This is a genomic window from Pseudomonas sp. K8 (assembly GCF_014889455.1).
GTDB classification, from domain to species: Bacteria; Pseudomonadota; Gammaproteobacteria; order Pseudomonadales; family Pseudomonadaceae; genus Aquipseudomonas; species Aquipseudomonas veronii.
This window is the reverse complement of the sequence record NZ_VJWO01000019.1, coordinates 46,236-63,166: the sequence shown is the minus strand read 5'-3', so window position 1 is coordinate 63,166 and position 16,931 is coordinate 46,236. Positions and strand designations below refer to the sequence as shown.

The 16,931-nt window shown below is 63.3% G+C and carries 16 protein-coding genes and 1 pseudogene; 9 read left to right on the top strand and 8 right to left on the bottom strand.

Annotation, left to right across the window (positions count from 1 at the left end; translation table 11 throughout):
* The first annotated feature begins 36 nt into the window (after nt 1-36).
* Nucleotides 37-876 carry a cache domain-containing protein gene (locus INT12_RS15450; protein WP_017848739.1) on the top strand — a complete coding sequence of 280 codons (840 nt, stop codon included), beginning with the start codon at nt 37-39 and terminating at the stop codon, nt 874-876.
* 69 nt (nt 877-945) lie between these two features.
* Here INT12_RS15450 and INT12_RS15445 read toward each other — a convergent pair whose 3' ends face one another.
* A complete protein-coding gene (locus INT12_RS15445) occupies nt 946-2,463 on the bottom strand; it encodes an MDR family MFS transporter (protein ID WP_193040155.1) in 1,518 nt (505 codons plus the stop codon).
* A gap of 65 nt (nt 2,464-2,528) precedes the next feature.
* On the bottom strand, nt 2,529-3,722 hold the full coding sequence (pobA, locus tag INT12_RS15440; protein ID WP_193040154.1) for a 4-hydroxybenzoate 3-monooxygenase: 1,194 nt from the start codon (nt 3,720-3,722) through the stop codon (nt 2,529-2,531).
* 180 nt (nt 3,723-3,902) lie between these two features.
* On the opposite strand from pobA, the gene INT12_RS15435 reads away from it, so the two are divergent.
* Nucleotides 3,903-4,790 carry a helix-turn-helix domain-containing protein gene (locus INT12_RS15435; protein WP_046490390.1) on the top strand — a complete coding sequence of 296 codons (888 nt, stop codon included), beginning with the start codon at nt 3,903-3,905 and terminating at the stop codon, nt 4,788-4,790.
* Between the two features lie 25 nt (nt 4,791-4,815).
* Here INT12_RS15435 and INT12_RS15430 read toward each other — a convergent pair whose 3' ends face one another.
* Both INT12_RS15430 and INT12_RS15425 read right to left on the bottom strand, forming a co-directional pair.
* Entirely contained in the window at nt 4,816-4,992 is a 177-nt protein-coding gene (locus tag INT12_RS15430) for a hypothetical protein (RefSeq protein ID WP_017848735.1), read from the bottom strand.
* A gap of 99 nt (nt 4,993-5,091) precedes the next feature.
* Complete coding sequence (locus INT12_RS15425) at nt 5,092-5,997, bottom strand: LysR family transcriptional regulator (protein WP_032804836.1); 906 nt, start codon at nt 5,995-5,997, stop codon at nt 5,092-5,094.
* A 105-nt stretch (nt 5,998-6,102) separates the two neighbouring features.
* Here INT12_RS15425 and INT12_RS15420 point away from each other — a divergent pair, with 105 nt between their 5' ends.
* Both INT12_RS15420 and INT12_RS15415 read left to right on the top strand, forming a co-directional pair.
* Nucleotides 6,103-6,969, top strand: a complete 867-nt coding sequence (locus INT12_RS15420; protein ID WP_193040153.1) for an MBL fold metallo-hydrolase — start codon at nt 6,103-6,105, stop codon at nt 6,967-6,969.
* A gap of 34 nt (nt 6,970-7,003) precedes the next feature.
* On the top strand, nt 7,004-7,618 hold the full coding sequence (locus INT12_RS15415; RefSeq protein WP_017848732.1) for an NAD(P)-dependent oxidoreductase: 615 nt from the start codon (nt 7,004-7,006) through the stop codon (nt 7,616-7,618).
* A gap of 59 nt (nt 7,619-7,677) precedes the next feature.
* Here INT12_RS15415 and INT12_RS15410 read toward each other — a convergent pair whose 3' ends face one another.
* Complete coding sequence (locus tag INT12_RS15410; RefSeq protein ID WP_193040152.1) at nt 7,678-8,550, bottom strand: LysR substrate-binding domain-containing protein; 873 nt, start codon at nt 8,548-8,550, stop codon at nt 7,678-7,680.
* A gap of 111 nt (nt 8,551-8,661) precedes the next feature.
* On the opposite strand from INT12_RS15410, the pseudogene INT12_RS15405 reads away from it, so the two are divergent.
* The 4 genes and pseudogenes from INT12_RS15405 (at nt 8,662) to INT12_RS15390 (ending at nt 13,914) form a co-directional block, all read left to right on the top strand.
* Nucleotides 8,662-10,073, top strand: a pseudogene (locus tag INT12_RS15405) (5-guanidino-2-oxopentanoate decarboxylase).
* Nucleotides 10,070-11,512, top strand: coding sequence for an aldehyde dehydrogenase family protein (locus INT12_RS15400; RefSeq protein WP_193040150.1), 1,443 nt, complete (start codon nt 10,070-10,072; stop codon nt 11,510-11,512). The pseudogene INT12_RS15405 and the gene INT12_RS15400 overlap by 4 nt, the downstream one beginning before the upstream one ends.
* A gap of 141 nt (nt 11,513-11,653) precedes the next feature.
* Nucleotides 11,654-12,841, top strand: coding sequence for a cyanate transporter (locus INT12_RS15395; protein ID WP_046384346.1), 1,188 nt, complete (start codon nt 11,654-11,656; stop codon nt 12,839-12,841).
* 137 nt (nt 12,842-12,978) lie between these two features.
* On the top strand, nt 12,979-13,914 hold the full coding sequence (locus INT12_RS15390; RefSeq protein ID WP_032804835.1) for a LysR family transcriptional regulator: 936 nt from the start codon (nt 12,979-12,981) through the stop codon (nt 13,912-13,914).
* Between the two features lie 35 nt (nt 13,915-13,949).
* Here INT12_RS15390 and INT12_RS15385 read toward each other — a convergent pair whose 3' ends face one another.
* A complete protein-coding gene (locus INT12_RS15385) occupies nt 13,950-14,312 on the bottom strand; it encodes a 5-carboxymethyl-2-hydroxymuconate Delta-isomerase (RefSeq protein ID WP_017848726.1) in 363 nt (120 codons plus the stop codon).
* Nucleotides 14,313-14,367: 55 nt separating this feature from the next.
* Entirely contained in the window at nt 14,368-15,291 is a 924-nt protein-coding gene (locus tag INT12_RS15380; protein WP_017848725.1) for a LysR substrate-binding domain-containing protein, read from the bottom strand.
* 129 nt (nt 15,292-15,420) lie between these two features.
* On the opposite strand from INT12_RS15380, the gene INT12_RS15375 reads away from it, so the two are divergent.
* Nucleotides 15,421-15,600 (top strand): hypothetical protein, encoded by a 180-nt coding sequence (locus tag INT12_RS15375; protein WP_017848724.1) that lies wholly within the window; start codon nt 15,421-15,423, stop codon nt 15,598-15,600.
* Here INT12_RS15375 and INT12_RS15370 read toward each other — a convergent pair.
* The gene (locus INT12_RS15370) at nt 15,578-16,897 is read right to left on the bottom strand and encodes an MFS transporter (protein ID WP_193058907.1); all 1,320 of its coding nucleotides are present in this window, start codon (nt 16,895-16,897) and stop codon (nt 15,578-15,580) included. The two genes, INT12_RS15375 and INT12_RS15370, sit on opposite strands and share 23 nt — an antisense overlap.
* Nucleotides 16,898-16,931 lie beyond the last annotated feature (34 nt).

Below are 16,931 nucleotides of genomic sequence, written 5' to 3'. Positions count from 1 at the left end.
AGCTGTGCTCACATCCATAAGAACGAGGCACGGATAATGAAGCGACTGCTCCGATTCAGCTGGCTGTTGCTGTTGGGTTTCAGCCAGGTACACGCCGCCGCCTTGCCGGAGGAGGAAGCCCAGGCGGCCAAGGCTCTGCTGGGGAAAGCCTTGGCCTACTACCAGAGCAATGGCGACAAGGCCTTCGCCGCCTTCAGCCGCCAGGGCGAGTTCGTCGACCATGACCGCTATGTGTTCGTGGTCGACACCCAGGGCGTGTTGCTGGCCAGCGGCGGGCCCTCCTCCGCCTTGATCGGCCGCGATGTGTCCGAAGTGCTCGGGGCAGATTTGCGCCAGTCGTTCAAGGACGCGCTCAAGGCGCCGGAAGGCCAGGGCATCCAGCAGGCCGACTACCGCTGGCAGAACTGGAACGACGGCAAGATCGAACACAAGCATGTGTTTTATCAGCGTGTCGGCGAACGCATCCTCGCGGTGGGCTATTACCTGCCACGGGCCACGCCGGAACAGGCGCGAGCGCTGCGGGACCAGGCCGTCAAGGCGCTGGTCAAGGATGAAGCCGGCACGCTGAAGGCGATCAACTCATTGCAGGGCGGTTTCCTGCAGGACGATCTCTACGTGTTCGTGGTCGACCTCGATACCCGGCGCTATGCCGCCCATGGCACCAACCTGCGGCTGATCAACACCGACTTCAGCAAGATCAAGGACCCCGACGGCAAGCCGGTGGGCGCACCGATCCTCAAGTTGATGGCGGAGCAGGATCAGGGTGAGTACACGTACCGTTGGAAAAACCCGGTGACCGGCAAGGTCGAGAACAAGCATGCGTATTTGCGCAAAACCGGGCATTTCATGGTGGCGGTCGGTTCTTACAGCCCTTGAATTGCACAGGCGGTCAAACCGGTGGGAGCGGGCCAGCCCGCTCGCACATTTGGATCTCCAGCCGGCCCGTCAGCGGGCCTTGTCTTCACGGCCGCGCAGCATGCGATCAGGCATCGCAATCGCTGCCGCCAACCCCAGCAACGACACCGCCGCACTGACCATCAGCAAATGCCGGAACGTCACCGCCAGTTCCCCGCGCAGGGCATCCTGCGCCGGGCCCGGGGCGGCGTTCAGGCCATCGAGCAAAACGCTGCCGGAACCGCCCTCGACCACCAGCGCGCCGCTGGCCAGGTGGGCAAAGCTGGAGTCCTGCAACAGCGCCAGCAACAACGCCGACATGCACGCCACCCCGACCGCCCCGCCCAGGGAACGGAACAGGTTGGTGGTGCTGGTGGCGACGCCGATATCGTGCTGGTCCACCGAGTTCTGCGTGCCCACCAGCGAGGTCGGGAACTGCATGCCGGCAGCGATGCCGCACAGCAGCATGAACATCGCCGTCAGCCCGATCGCCTGCGGCGCGCTGAACGCCATGCCGAGAATCGCCAAGGGGCTCAACACGGCGCCGCTGAGGATCAGCGGTTTATAGCGCCCGGTCACCGAGGTCATGCGCCCGGCAAAGTAGGCGCCCATCGGCAAGCCCATCGCCAGTGGCAGCAGGTGCAGCGCGGCACTGTCGGCGCCGGAGCCGGTCACGGTCTGAAAGCGCAAAGGCATCAGCACCGTCAGGGAAATCGCCTGGAAACTGGTGAAAAACATCGTACACCAGCACAGCACCGCGCTGCGGTTGGCGAACAGGTGCATCGGCAACAACGGTTCCCGCGCACGCCGCTCATGCCAGACAAATATGCTCAGCGCCACCAGCGCGCAGGCCAGCAACGCTAGCACCGAGTCATTGCGCCAATCATGGCCCTGGCCGATTTCGGTGATGCCCAGCAGCAAGGCGCTCAAGCCGATGATCAGCAGCACGGTACCGAGGTAATCGATGATCGGCTTGCGTTGCGGCAACGGCAGCCCGACCAGGCTGCGATGGGCCACGTACCAGGCGCCGGCGCCCAACGGCAGGTTGATCAAAAACACCCAGCGCCAGGACAGGTACTCGGTCATATAACCGCCCAGCACCGGCCCAGCCACGCTGGCCACCGCGTACATGCCGCTGAAATAGCCCTGGTAACGCCCGCGCTCGCGCGGCGGGATGATGTCGCCGATGATCGCCTGGCTCACCGAAATCATCCCGCCGGCGCCGATGCCCTGGAGCACCCGCGCCAGCACCAGTTGCTCCATGCTTTGCGCCATGCCACAGAACAGCGACGCCAGGGTGAACAGGCCCATGCCGATCAGCATCATCGGCCGCCGCCCGTACAGGTCGCCGAGCTTGCCGTAGATCGGCACCGCCACTGTCATCGCCACCATGTAGCCGGAGATCACCCAGGCCAGCAGGTTGACGTCGTGGAACCGCGCGGAAATGGCCGGCATGGACACGGCGACAATGGTCTGGTCCAAGGCACCGAGGAAGATCGCCATCATCAACGAGACGAGGATGCTGCGCACGGCAGGTACGGCTGGAGTAGGCTGATTGAGCTGAGTCACGGTAAACCTTCGAGCAAGGCCCGCAGGAAAAGGCGACCTGCGGGCATGCTCGATACGATAGCAGGCTATTCGATAGCTTCGTAAGGAAGCCCGGCGTAATTTTCCGCGATGGTGGTGCGACCGGCGTGCGAGTGGATGAAGTACGCCAGTTCGCTCTCGGCAATGCGCTGGCTGAACCCGTCCGCTTCGGGAAACTGATGCAGCATCGACGTCATCCACCAGGAAAACCGCTCAGCCTTCCACACGCGTCGCAGGCAGATTTCCGAATATTTCTCCAGCAACTCCACGCGCCCCTCGCGGTAGACCTTGAGCAAGATGCGAAACAGCGTGCTCACGTCGCTCGCCGCCAGGTTCAAGCCCTTGGCCCCGGTGGGTGGGACGATGTGCGCCGCATCCCCCAGCAGAAACAAACGCCCGTACTGCATCGGCTCGACCACGAAGCTGCGCAGCGGCGCGATGCTTTTTTCGATCGACGGCCCGGTCACCAACTGCTCGGCCAACTGGCTTGGCAGGCGCGTTTTCAGTTCAGCCCAGAAACGCTGGTCCGACCACTCATCGGCCGACTCCTCAACGGGTACTTGCAGGTAGTAACGGCTGCGCGTTGGCGAACGCATGCTGCACAAGGCAAACCCACGCGCATGCTTGGCGTACACCAGTTCAGGATGGACCGGCGGCGTGTCGGCCAGGATGCCCAGCCAGCCGAAGGGATACACCCGCTCGAAGACCTTCAGCGACTCGGCCGGGATCGATTGCCGGGCGACACCGTGAAAACCGTCGCAACCGGCCACGTAATCACACTCCAGGCGAAAGGCTTCGCCTTCATGTTCGAACGTCAGCCAGGGTTGATCAGTTTTGAGCCCGTGGGGTTGCACCTCACGCGCGTTATACAAGGTGACGCCACCGGTGGCGGCGCGTGCGGCCATCAGGTCGCGGGTCACTTCGGTCTGGCCGTAGACCATCACCGATTGACCGCCGGTGAGCGCCTTGAGGTCGATGTGAGTCAGTTGGCCATTAAGCGCCAGTTCGAAGCCATCATGGACCAGGCCTTCCGCGTCCATGCGCTGGCTGACGCCGGCCTCGCGCAACAGGTCGACCATGCCTTGCTCCAACACCCCGGCACGGATGCGCCCCAGCACGTAATCGGCGCTCTGGCGCTCTAGAATCAGGGTTTGGATACCGGCCTGCTGCAACAGTTGGCCGAGCAACAGTCCCGAAGGACCGGCGCCGATGATGGCGACTTGAGTTTTCAGCGTTTTCATTATTTTTATGGTCCGAAAAATTCACCCGAACGGATAAGGTGAAAGAGTTGTCATTGGTCTTATTGCTGACATTTTTCACTTGAGTGGGCGCTATAAGAAGGTGAAAACTGCGCCAAAGCCTGCGCTTTTTGCCAATCGGGGCGATTACCGAACCACTTGCCTGAGTATCGGATTGAAACTATGACCAAAACTGCCAGTTCCGCGATTCCGGTGTTCAAGCTGTACGGGGAAAACCAGCAATGGCCGACGCCGGATTTGTTGCACTGCGAAACGATTTCCCGACGCAGCCGGGACTACCAGTGGGAAATCCAGCCCCACCGGCACGCGGATCTGTGCCAGTTGCTGTACGTCCACCAAGGCCAGGCGCAACTGGAAATCGAAGGCCAGCGCACCACCCTCAACGAAGCGACCTTGCAGGTGCTGCCGCCGCTGTGTGTGCACGGATTCCGGTTTGCGGAAGATGTCGAAGGCTACGTGCTGACCCTGGCGGCACCGCTGGTCAGCCACCTGCAAGCGCAATTGGGCGCAACGGTGGACGGCCTGCAGGTGCTGGGCAGTTACCCGGCAGGCAAGGACAGCGACTATCTCAACAACCTGTTCGCCCGCCTGCAGGACGAATACGCCGATGAGCAGCCGGCCCGGGACATGCTGATGCACGCCCTGGTCAGCGTGCTGCTGGTGTGGATCAGCCGCCAGGCCATCCAGCGCCGTCACCCGCGGGCACCGCGTGGGCGTGAGTATTTCCGGCGCTTTACCCAATTGGTCGAACAGCATTATCGCGAACACCCGAAGATTGAAGACCTGGCCCACAAGCTGGGTATCTCGGTCTCACACCTGAACGGCACATGTCGGGAATTGGGTGGGCAACCCGCGCTACAGATCATGCACGACCGCCAATTGCTGGAAGCCAAGCGCCTGCTGACCTACACCAGCATGACCATCAATGAAATGTCGGAGGTATTGGGCTTTTCCGACCCGACCAACTTCTCGCGGCTATTCCGCCGCCGGGTCGGGTTTTCGCCCAAGGCATTTCGCGAACGACTCAAGGCCGAAACACCCGAGGATTAAACGCGGGATCGTCCTTGGTTGGCCATTAGCGCAACGCGCTGAAACTGCCGGTGCGCGGAATGCATTGATCCTGATGGCAACTGATCGCAAAGCTCGGCTGCATGCGGGCCTGCTCGACGCGATAGGCAGCGGTGCCGTACAGCGCGCTGACCAAGGCGCAAAGGATGAAAATTTTCAGGTACTTTCTGGTTTTGACGGTCATGGCACAGACCTCTGAAGGACCTACTCGGTGCTGTTTAAAGCATAGGTCAGCCAGGGCGAGTTGCCATTATTGGACGCCATTCAATATCTGTATGTCGGGTCACAGGCCCCGGTCCCACTCCGGCGTTTCCGGAAACCTCAGCACCAGGAAATCCAGGAGGCTGCGCAGCGCCGACGGCATGTGTTTGCGCGACGCGTACACCGCGTAGATGTTCATCTGCCGCGGTTCGGCCGCGGGCAACAGGCGCACCAGTTCGCCACGGCGGATGTGCTCGCCGGCCTGATAACTGGGCAGCATCGCCACCCCCGCCCCGGCGAGCGTCACGCGTAACAGTGTGCTGGCTTCGTTGGCGGTGATATTGCCGTGGACCGGCACTGAAACGTGTTCGCCGCCTTCCTCGAAATGCCACAGGCTTTTGCCGAAGTACGAGTGGGTCAGGCAGTTGTGTCGCGCCAGGTCCTCGACCTTTTGCGGCGCCGGATGCTCAAGCAGGTAGGCCGGGGTCGCGCACACCACCGAGCGACAGACCGTCAGGCGCCGCGCGATCAGGTTGGGGTCCAGGTCGTTGCTGGTGCGGATGGCCAGGTCGATGCGCTCATCCACCAGGTTGACCGTGCGATCGAGCATCTGCAGGTCGACCGTCACCAAGGGGTAGCGCCTGACGTATTCGGCGATGGCCTCGGCCAACTGCGCCTGGCCGAACGAGGTGCTGACACTCAGGCGCAGCAGGCCACGGGGCGCGTCATCCGGTTCGCTGACGGCGGCCTGCATGTCGCCGCACAGTTCCAGCAATTGCCGGCAACGTGGCAGGGTTTCACCGCCGGCGGCCGTGAGGCTGAGTTTGCGCGTGGTGCGATGCAGCAAGCGCGCGCCGACCCAGTCTTCCAGCTCGGCCAGGTAGCGCGAGACCACCGGGCGCGACAGGTCCAGATGGTCGGCGGCGGCGGACTGGCTGCCCAGATCCACCACCGTCACAAACACGCGCATTGCTTGAAGACGATCCATGATCTGCCCGATTTTAGAAACAAACTATGTCCCAGCATCGCATTTTTTGTGGTGTTTGGTGCAACTAAGCTCTGCGCATCCCTTACCGATTGCCGGAGTTGCCCGATGTTGTCCACCCTCAAGCGCCTGACCCTGGCGACCGCCGCCCTGGCCTTCGCCGTCCAGGCTGCCGCCGCCGAGCTGACCCTCGACGTGTACAACCCCGGCGAGGCCGCGATCTTCCCGGTCAGTTCGGTGCTGGTCAGCGGCGCGAAAGACGCGATCCTGGTCGACGCACAGTTCGGCAAAAGCCAGGCCGAACACCTGGTGCAGAAGATCCGCGCCAGCGGCAAACACCTGACGACCATCTACATCAGCCACGGCGACCCGGACTACTACTTCGGCCTCGACACACTGACCGCCGCATTCCCCGACGCCAAGGTGCTGGCCCCGCAAGCGGTGGTCGACCACATCAACGCCACCGTCGCCGGCAAACTGGCGTTCTGGGGCCCGAAAATGGGCGCCGACAAGCCAGGCAAAACCATCGTGCCGCAGGTGCTCGACGGCCACCGCCTGACGCTTGAAGGGCAACCGCTGGAAGTGATCGGCCTCGACGGCCCGCAGCCGGACCGCAGCTTTGTATGGGTGCCGTCGATCAAGGCCGTGGTCGGCGGTGTGGTCGTCGCCGACAACATCCACCTGTGGATGGCCGATACTCAGAGCGCGCAGTCCCACAAAGACTGGCTGGCTACCCTGCAACGCATCGCCGAACTGCAGCCGCGCACGGTGGTTCCGGGGCATTTCCTCGGCAGCCCGTCGCTGCAATCCGTGGCCTTTACCGCCGACTACATCCAGGCCTTTGACGAAGAAACCGCCAAGGCCAAGGACTCCGCCGCCCTGATCGCGGCGATGAAAAAGCGTTACCCGACCCTCGCCGACGAAAGTTCGCTGGAACTGAGCGCCAAAGTCGCCAAGGGCGAAATGAAGTGGTGAAGCGTTTCAAACCTTAACTGTACTGGAGAATGTCATGAGCAAGATCGCAATCATTGGGGCCACCGGCCGCGCCGGTAGCCAACTGCTGGAAGAAGCGCTGCGACGCGGGCACAGCGTCACCGCCATCGCGCGCAACACTGACAAGCTCGCCGTGCGTCCTGGCGTCAGCGTCAAACAGGTCGATGCGCTGGATGCCGAGGCCTTGCAACAGGCCATCAGCGGCAGCGATGTGGTGATCAGCGCGGCGCATTTCGCCACCCTGCCCGCCAGCGCGGTGATCGGCCCGGTGAAAAAAGCCGGGGTCAAACGCCTGCTGGTGGTGGGCGGCGCGGGTTCGTTGCTGCTGCCGGGCGGCACTCGGGTGATCGACAGCGAGGGTTTCCCAGAGGCGTACAAGGCTGAAGCCAGTGCCGGCGCGACGTTCCTCGAGGCGTTGCGTCAGGAGCAGGAACTGGATTGGACCTTCCTGTCGCCATCGGCCGAATTCGTTGAAACCGAGCGCACCGGCACCTTCCGCCTGGGCCAGGATGATTTGCTGGTGAGCCGCGAAGGCCGCAGCTGGATCAGCTTCGCCGACTTCGCCATCGCGATGATCGATGAAGTGGAAACACCGAAGCATTCGCGCCAGCGTTTCACCGTCGGTTATTGAGCCGACACGATCAACCTGTGGGAGCTGGCTTGCCGGTTCCCACAGGTGGATCTTCAGCGTTACGCCTGTTGCGCCTGGTTGACCAACCACTCCATCAACGCTTCAAGCCCGGCGGACGGCTTTGTCCCCGGCGGATACACCAGGTAATAGCCCATCCCCGTCGGCACCCGCAATTCAAACGGCGTCACCAAGCGCCCCGCGCTCACATCCTCGCCAATCAACGCGCTGTCGCCGATCGCCACGCCTGAACCCTGGGACGCCACTGTCATGGCCAGATCCAGCGTCTCGAAATGATGGCCCTGGCTCACATTGCTCAAGCGCGTCTTCGCCGCTTTCAGCCATAACGCCCAGTCCCGCTCGTCCCGCGTGGGGTGCAGCAGCACCTGTTGCTGCAGGTCTGCTGGCGTATTCAACGCGCCCAGCAAGGCCGGCGCGCACACCGGGGTGAGTTGTTCGTCGAACAGATGCCGAGCCTCGGCCGACTGTTCGGCGCTGGGTGCATAGATCACCGCGGCATCGAATTGCTCGCGACGAAAGTCCACGGTGTAGGCCACGGTCGTGGTCAGCTCCACCGGCACATCCGGGCGCTCCCGCTGCCATTGCATCAAGCGCGGCAGCAGCCAGCGCATCACGCAGGTGGAAGCCTTGAGCTGCAGGGTGTCGCGGCGGCGGCCGATCTGCTCCAGCGCGTCACCGATCAGGCCGAAGACCTGCTGCACCCGCAGCGACCACTCGCGACCTTCTTCGGTCAGGCTCAGGCCCCGCGCCTGGCGCTGGAACAAGGCATAGCCCAAGTGGCTTTCCAGCCCGGCGATCTGCCGGCTCACCGCGCCTTGGGTGATGTGCAACTGCGCGGCAGCGTGGGTGAAGTTGCAGCACTGGGCGGTGACCCAGAAGGTGTGCAGCGCGGGCAGCGGCGGGAGGCGTTTCATAGGGCAAGCAGCCATGACGTGAGGACATGGCTAGTATGACTTTTTATCGATTGTTGCCGCTACGGGCCAGCCGGTCCAATACCGCCTCACCTCAACCTGAGAGCGACATGTATGGCGACCTGCGGCGAAGTATTGGTCAAGCTCCTGGAAAGCTACGGCGTGGACCAGGTGTTTGGTATTCCTGGCGTCCACACCGTGGAGTTGTATCGCGGCCTGGCGCGCTCGAACATCCGCCACGTCACCCCGCGCCACGAACAGGGCGCGGGCTTTATGGCCGATGGCTATGCGCGCACCAGCGGCAAGCCCGGTGTGTGTTTGATCATCACCGGCCCCGGCATGACCAACATCACCACGGCCATGGGCCAGGCCTATGCCGACTCGATCCCGATGCTGGTGATCTCCAGCGTGCAGGCGCGCAGCCAGCTGGGCGGCGGGCGCGGCAAGTTGCATGAACTGCCGAACCAAAGTGCGCTGGTCGCCGGCGTGGCAGCGTTCTCCCACACCGTGATGTCGGCAGCAGAATTGCCCGGCGTGCTGGCGCGGGCGTTTGCGCTGTTCCAGGCAGGGCGCCCGCGCCCGGTACACATCGAAATCCCGCTGGATGTGCTGGTGGAAAACGCCGACGCGTTGCTCGCCACGTCCCCCATCAGCGTGGCGCGTGCCGGTGCGGCGCCAGTGGCGCCGAAGCCGATGTGGTGCTGGCGATCGGCACGGAGCTGGCGGAGACCGACTACGACGTGACCTTCGCTGGCGGTTTCGAGATTCCCGGCGCACTGCTGCGCATCGATATCGACCCCGACCAGACCGTGCGCAATTACCCGCCCGAGCTGGCCTTGGTGGCTGACGCGCAAATCGCCGCCGACGCCTTGCTCGCCGAGCTCCAGCGCCAACCGCTGGCGCCTCGCCACAGTGCCTGGGGCGCCCAGCGCGTCGCCCGCCTGTGGGCCGAATTGACGCCGACCTGGGACGCCGCCACCCGCGCGCAAACCCGCATGCTCCACACCGTGCTGGAGGAACTGCCCGGCGCGGTGCTGGTGGGCGACTCCACACAGCCGGTGTACAGCGGCAACCTGACCCTAAACCTTGACCACCCGCGCCGCTGGTTCAACGCGTCCACCGGCTACGGCACCCTCGGTTATGCCCTGCCCGCGGCCATCGGTGCCTGGTTGGGGCGTGGCGATGGCCAGCCAGTGGTGTGCCTGATCGGCGACGGCGGGCTGCAATTCACCCTGCCGGAACTGGCCAGCGCCGTGGAGGCGCGCACGCCGATCATCGTGCTGCTATGGAATAACCAGGGCTACGAGGAGATCAAAAAGTACATGGTCAACCGGGCCATCGAACCGGTCGGCGTCGACATTTACACGCCGGACTTCATCGGCGTGGCCACGGCCCTCGGTTGTGCCGCCAAACGCATCCAGGGCCTGGACGCACTGCGCGTGGCCTTGCGTGCCGCTGCGGATCGCCAGGGGCCGACGCTGATTGAAATCGACCAGGAACGTTGGATGCAGGAGGTAGCGGTATGAGTGCGGTCGTAAACGGTGTGTATATCAATGGTGCGTGGCGTGCGGGCCATGACGTGTTGGACGTGATCAACCCGGCCACCGAGGAAATACTCGCCCAGGTCAGCGTCGGCGACGCCCGCGCCGTGACCCAGGCGGTCGACGCCGCCAGTGCGGCGTGTGTCGGCTGGTCGCAAAGCACCGGCCGCGAGCGCGGCGCCCTGCTGCGCAAAGTGGCTCAAGGCGTGAGCGAGCAGCGCGAGCCGTTGATGCGCGTACAGTCGCGCAACAGCGGCAAACCGTTGTTCGAAGCGGGAATCGATGTGGACGATGTCATCGCCACCTTCGAGTACTACGCCGGTCTCGCCGAGGCGCTGGACGCCGAGCAAGACCACGCGGTGGCGCTGCCCACTGATGCCTTCAGCGCCCGCCTGCGCCGCGAACCCTGCGGCGTGGTGGGGCTGATCGTGCCGTGGAATTTCCCCATGGTCACCACCGCCTGGAAACTCGCCCCGGCGTTGGCCGCCGGCTGTTGCGTGGTGCTCAAACCGTCGGAAGTGACGCCGCTGGCGGAGTTGCAACTGGCGCAGATCATCGCCGCGGCCGGCTTCCCGGCGGGGGTGTTCAACCTGGTCTGCGGCACCGGCTTGGCCGTGGGCGCCCCGCTGGCGGCGGACCCTCGCGTGGCGAAGATTTCCTTCACCGGCAGCAATGCGGTGGGCGTGCAGGTGATGCAACGCGCCGCCGAAACCGTCAAGGGCGTGAGCCTGGAACTGGGGGGCAAATCCTCGCTGCTGGTGCTGGAAGATGCCGACCTCGACCTGGCACTTGAGCTGGCCTGTGGAGGTGGCTTTTTCAACGCCGGGCAGATGTGTTCAGCGACCAGTCGTGTGCTGGTGGCGGACAGTCTCGCGGATGAATTCCTACAGCGTTTAACTGCGCGGGCTAAAGGGATTCGCGTCGCCGACCCATTTGCCGACGACGTGGAAATGGGCGCGCTGATCAACCGCGCCCAGTACCAACGGGTGTTGGCGCATATCCAGCGCGGCGTGCAGGACGGTGCCCGCTTGCTGTGCGGCGGCGAGCGCCCGGCGCACTTGGCGAAGGGCTATTTCATTCGCCCCACGCTGTTCACCGACGTGCCGCTGGACAGCGCGTTGTGGCGGCAAGAAATCTTCGGCCCGGTGCTGTGTGTACGACGCTTTACCACGGAGGCCGAGGCCATCGCCCTGGCCAACGACAGCGATTTCGGCCTGGTGGCCAGCGTGGTCAGCCGCAACGACGAAACCGCCGCACGCGTGGCCAATGCCTTGCAGGCCGGCATGGTGTGGATCAACGCGCCGCAGGTGATCTTCCCGCAAACGGCGTGGGGCGGTTACAAGCAGAGCAGCATCGGCCGCGAACTGGGCCCTTGGGGGCTGGCGGCGTTTCAGGAGATCAAGCATGTAATCCGGTCTAACTGACGACGCAGCCTCCCGATGGAATGTGGAGCAATGTGCGGTATTTCAGTTAACTGCATTTTTTAGATAGCCCCTGCGACTTTCTCATTTGCCCCACTCCCCCGCCCGTGGCCTGATTCGCCCTTGTTCACTCAAGGCAGGCCCATGGAAAACGTTCACGCAAAACCCACCACCGCCGTGTGGCTGATGATCAGCGTCGTGCTGGTCGCGCTTAACCTGCGCCCGTCGATGGCGGCCGTAGGGCCGTTGTTAGCGTCGATTCGCGGCGAGGTGCCGTTGAGTTTCAGCAGCGCGGCGCTGCTGACCATGTTGCCGGTCATGGCCATGGGCCTGGCGATGTTTTTCGGCATGGGCCTGGCCAAGCGCTTCGGCGAACATCGCAGCATTGCGGTGTCGCTGCTGGTGATCGGCGTGGCGACGCTGTCGCGGTTGTTCCTCGATTCGGCGCTGGAGTTGATCGTCAGCGCCATCGCTGCGGGGGTCGGCATCGCGATGATCCAGGCGGTGATGCCGGCGCTGATCAAGTCGCGCTTCAGCGCTGACGTTTCATTGTTCATGGGCTTGTACGTCACGGCGATCATGGGCGGCGCGGCGCTGGCGGCGTCGTTCTCCCCGTTCGTGCTGGTGCAGACTGGTAGCTGGCGCATCGGCCTGGCGATCTGGGCGGGGCTGGCCGTGCTCGCCCTGGTGTGCTGGTCCGCCCAGCGTGCGGCGCTGCCGGTTCTGCCCCAGGCAGGTTCTGACAAGCAGGAAGGATTTTTCGGCAACGGCCGCGCCTGGTTGCTGGCGATCTTTTTTGGCCTCGGTACAGCGTCCTACACCTGCGTACTGGCGTGGCTGGCGCCGTACTACGTAGAACAAGGATGGAGCGAACAGCATGCCGGTTTGCTCCTGGGTTTCCTCACCGCGATGGAAGTCATCTCGGGCCTGGTCACCCCCGCCCTCGCCAACCGCCGCCGGGATAAACGCGGAGTGTTGGCCGTGTTGCTGGTGCTGATCATCCTCGGGTTCTGCGGCCTGATCCTCGCGCCCCAACACCTGAGCCTGCTGTGGCCCTGCCTGCTCGGCCTGGGCATCGGCGGCCTGTTCCCGATGAGTTTGATCCTGTCCCTCGACCACCTCGACCACCCGCGCCGCGCCGGTAGCCTGACGGCGTTCGTGCAAGGCATCGGTTACCTGATTGCCGGCCTGTCGCCGCTGATCGCCGGGATGATCCGCGATCAGTTGGGCAGTTTCGAATGGGCATGGTGGTCGCTGGCGGCGGTGATCGGGGTGATGCTGCTGATCGTCACGCGCTTCAATCCGAAGCATTACGCAGACCACATCCGCTGACGTCGTGTTGCAAACACTTTTTGTCCCACGCACAACACTGAAACACCCTACAGAGCTTTCTATTGGCACTCCCGTTCCGTTAAGCTTTTGCCCTTGTCGCGCGCTGCCACAGTGCCAAGGCTTACCGGATGGAATGGATGCTAAACAGTAACTTGCTCAGAAAGCTCGATATGCAGGATTTGATGGTGTTTATCGCCGTCTACGACCAGAGCAGCGTTACCGAGGTGTCAGAAACGCTGTTCGTCAGCCAGTCGACCGTGAGCTACAGCTTGAAGAAGCTGCGCACCAGCTTCGAGGATGAGCTGTTCATCAACACGCGGGCGGGTATGCGTCCAACGTACAAGGCCAGCACCATGTACGGCCATGTGCAGAAAATCCTCGAAAGCATCAACCTGTGCCACGCCGGTGGCCAAGCCTTTGACCCCACCCAGAAAGCCGTGACCTTCAACGTGTGCGCCCCGGAGTATTTCGAGCAACTGATCCTGCCGCGCCTGTTGAAGCACTTCGATCGCGCGAACCTGCCGGTGATCGTCAATGTGCGCAAGCTGGAAACCGAGATCCCTGCCGACGACCTGCGCGAAGGCCGCCTCGACCTGGTGATTTGCTTTGGCCCGCACTTTCACCGCGCGCATAAAGACTTCAAGACCCAGATGTTGCTGGAAGATGATCTGGTGTGTGTCTTCGACAAGCGCGCGGCACCCCGCGAGGCGGCGTTCAGCCTGCAGTCGTTCGTCGAGCGGCGCCACGTGTTTCCCACGCCGTGGACCTCCGACACCAACATGGTCGACGGCTGGCTGGCGCGTCAGGCCCACAAGCGCCAAGTGGTCGCACGGGCCAACAGCTATGGCGCGGCGTTGAAGATGATCACCGGCACCGACTTCATCGTGACCCTGCCCCGCCGCGTCCACAAACTGCTGGCCCCGGCGTCGGTGTTCGGTCACTGCGAGGCGCCCCATGGGTTGCCGGGGTTCACCCTGGATATGCAGTGGAACGAAACCAGTGAACAGGACAGCGCCAATACCTGGTTCAGGGAGCAGGTGGTCAAAGTCTGCGCTGAACAGGGATTACTCTGACCTTACGCATCGACGGTTGTGGTGGATGGAAGCGCTCAGCCGATCGCGACCTTACTGTAGGAATCGCGATCGATATCCAGCAATTCGACACTCAGTTGCACCTGCACACCTTCCGGCCATGGCCCAAGTTCCTGCACCACGGCCAGCAGGCTTTCTGACAGCTGCTTCTTGACCTGCGCCGAGCGTCCACTGAGCAACGCCAGGCGCACGGCGACAAAACCCCGCGGGTTCATGCCGGTGCCCACGCGAAAACTCTCGACCTTGAGTGAACGGCTCTTGATATCCAGCTCGGCGCCAAACTGACCGGAGGCCACCAATGCATGGTTCAGACGCAACAGGGCCTTGTCGGTGTCCAGTTGCGTCAGGTTGGCGGTGTATTCCAGGTGCAGGTGTGGCATGGGAGTCTCCGAAGTATCGATAGGAAGATTCCTAGATATACCACGGATAAAAGCATCAGACCTTTTTCGCCAGCCCGCGGTCGCTCATGAACGCCTCCAGCCGCGAACGCACCCAGCGCTCGGCCGGATCGGTGTCCACATGGCTGAGCCAGACCATGGACAGATCCAGGGTCGGCGTCTCGAATGGGTAGGGCTCACAAAACAGATTGCCCGACAGCGTCATGGCTTCAGCGGTGTAGTCCGGCAGGCTGGCGATCAGGTCGGTGCCGGCCAGCAGCGCCGGCAGCGCGCTGTATTGCGGCACCGACAGCACCACATGGCGCTTGCGCCCGATTTCCGCCAGCCACTCATCGGCAAACCCGGATACGTTGGCGGTGTGGGACACCAGCACATGGGGCCGCGCACAATATTCATCGAGGGTCAGCGGCCGGTCGGACGCGTCGGCGCGCAGCAAGCGCGGGTGGATATGGCGCAGCAACTTGCGCTTGGCATTCGCCGGCAGGCCACGGGTCTGGGTGATGCCGACGGTGATATCACCGGATGCCAGCAGATCGGGAATCCGCCAGTAATCCACATGCTGCACCACGAACACCACCTTCGGCGCTTCCTGGCGCAAGGCGCGCAGCAACGGCGGCAACAGGCCGAACTCGACGTCATCGGACAGGCCGATCCGGAAGGTCATGGTGCTGACGGACGGGTCGAAATCGTGGGTCAGGCTCAGGGCCGATGAAAGAGAGTCCAGGGCCGGCGACAGGTGCCGGATGATTTCCTCGGCCCGCGCGGTAGGTTCCATGCGGTGGCCGACGCGAATAAACAGCGGATCATTGAACAAGGTGCGTAACCGGTTGAGCGCCGAACTGATGGTCGGCTGGCCGAGAAACAACTTCTCCGCCACCCGCGTCACATTGCGTTCGAGCATCAGTGCCTCGAAGACCACCATCAGGTTGATGTCGGCCTTGCGTAATTCATTGCGATTCATCGGCACCTGCCCTTTCCCCACGACAAGCCGCAGTTTAGAAAGCCCGAGGGGCTGCGTCTATGCGCGCACTGTTCATTGGGCGGCTTTACGACTATATATTCAGCTCTTCACGGTCGCAGGAACACTATCGTGCTGGTTATTCTCGCCGCGGCCTTCCTCCTGGCCGGGTTCTGCATCTGGGTCATCCAGTTTATCGCGCACCCCACCGCCCGCACGTTGTTGCGGGTATTCGTCGGCTTGTGCCTGGCGGCGGTGGTGGCGTACCTGGTATTGGCGTCGGGTTATCCTATTTCGTTGCTGGTCTCATAGCGACCCGAGGGGCCGGCGCCTGTTCCTGGCCCTGGCGCAAACGCAGCGCGGCCAACGCCGCGACCACCAGCACCACGGCAATCACCTTCAGGCCATTCATCGCGTTGCCGGTACTCATCTCGATCATGCCCATCACCGACGGCCCGACAAACCCGCCCAACAGCCCGCAGGCATTGACGAAACCCAGCCCGCCCGCCAAGGCGACGCCCTTGAGACGCGAGGCCGGGTAGAGGAACACAATCGACTGCACCACAAAAAACATCACTGCCGACAGACAAAAGCCCAGCAGGCTGAACACCGGCCCCGACACCGACGCGATGCCCAACCCCAGCGCCATGGTCAGCAACCCGCTGATCAACAGGCGCCGCGCGCGGGTGGGTGTGGTCGCAAAACGCGGCAGCCACACTGCGCCCAAGGCGGCGGCGATCCAGGGCAGCGAGGTCAGTAACCCCACGCTCATGGTGCTCAATTCACCGTATTTGCTGATGATGCTCGGCAGGAAAAAGATCACCGTGTAGACCGTGATCTGATGGCAAAAATACACAAAGATCGCCAGCAGGATCTGCGGGGTCAGCCAGTTTTTCAACGCGTGGCCGCCCTCCCCGGCGCCTTCCTCGGTTTCCTGGGCAATGCGCTGTTCGATACCCTGCGCTTCCGCCGCCGTCAGCCACGGCGCCTGGCTCGGGCGGTCCGGCAACTTGCGCCACACCACCCAGGCGAACGCCACCGCCGGCAAGCCTTCGAGCAGGAACATCCACTGCCAGCCATGCCAGCCGAGCAGCCCGTCCAGGCGCATCAACGCCGCGCCCACCGGGCCACCGATGATGTTGGCAAAGCACACGCCGAGCAGGAAATAGCCGGTGGCCCGTGCGCGTTGTTCGCGGTTGAACCAGTAGGTCAGATAGAGCATGACCCCGGGAAACAGGCCCGCTTCGGCGATGCCCAGCAGCAGGCGCAATACGTAGAACGAGGTCTCGCCCTGCACAAACGCCATGGCCGCCGAGATCAGGCCCCAGGTCACCATGATCCGCGCGATCCAGAAGCGCGCGCCGACTTTGTGCATGATCAGGTTGCTGGGGATTTCCGACAGTGCATACGTGAGGAAGAACAAGCCCGCGCCCAGCCCGTAGGCCGCGGCGGAGATGCCCAGGTCGACGTCCAGGTGGTGCTTGGCCAGGGCGATGTTGGTGCGGTCCAGAAAGCTCAGGATGTAGGCGATGATCAACAAGGGCATCAACTTGGCGAACATCAATTTGTTCAGTACCTGCGGTTCACGGGCCTGGGTGGCAGTAGTCATCGGGCAGTTCCTCTTGGCGCCCCGCCAGCGCGGC

Coding starts and splice junctions, on each gene's coding strand:
- INT12_RS15450 (WP_017848739.1), top strand. CDS start 37: ATGAAGCGACTGCTCCGATTCAGCTGGCTGTTGCTGTTGGGTTTCAGC.
- pobA (WP_193040154.1), bottom strand. CDS start 3,722: ATGAAAACGCTGAAAACTCAAGTCGCCATCATCGGCGCCGGTCCTTCG.
- INT12_RS15435 (WP_046490390.1), top strand. CDS start 3,903: ATGACCAAAACTGCCAGTTCCGCGATTCCGGTGTTCAAGCTGTACGGG.
- INT12_RS15430 (WP_017848735.1), bottom strand. CDS start 4,992: ATGACCGTCAAAACCAGAAAGTACCTGAAAATTTTCATCCTTTGCGCC.
- INT12_RS15425 (WP_032804836.1), bottom strand. CDS start 5,997: ATGGATCGTCTTCAAGCAATGCGCGTGTTTGTGACGGTGGTGGATCTG.
- INT12_RS15420 (WP_193040153.1), top strand. CDS start 6,103: ATGTTGTCCACCCTCAAGCGCCTGACCCTGGCGACCGCCGCCCTGGCC.
- INT12_RS15415 (WP_017848732.1), top strand. CDS start 7,004: ATGAGCAAGATCGCAATCATTGGGGCCACCGGCCGCGCCGGTAGCCAA.
- INT12_RS15410 (WP_193040152.1), bottom strand. CDS start 8,550: ATGAAACGCCTCCCGCCGCTGCCCGCGCTGCACACCTTCTGGGTCACC.
- INT12_RS15400 (WP_193040150.1), top strand. CDS start 10,070: ATGAGTGCGGTCGTAAACGGTGTGTATATCAATGGTGCGTGGCGTGCG.
- INT12_RS15395 (WP_046384346.1), top strand. CDS start 11,654: ATGGAAAACGTTCACGCAAAACCCACCACCGCCGTGTGGCTGATGATC.
- INT12_RS15390 (WP_032804835.1), top strand. CDS start 12,979: ATGCTAAACAGTAACTTGCTCAGAAAGCTCGATATGCAGGATTTGATG.
- INT12_RS15385 (WP_017848726.1), bottom strand. CDS start 14,312: ATGCCACACCTGCACCTGGAATACACCGCCAACCTGACGCAACTGGAC.
- INT12_RS15380 (WP_017848725.1), bottom strand. CDS start 15,291: ATGAATCGCAATGAATTACGCAAGGCCGACATCAACCTGATGGTGGTC.
- INT12_RS15370 (WP_193058907.1), bottom strand. CDS start 16,897: ATGACTACTGCCACCCAGGCCCGTGAACCGCAGGTACTGAACAAATTG.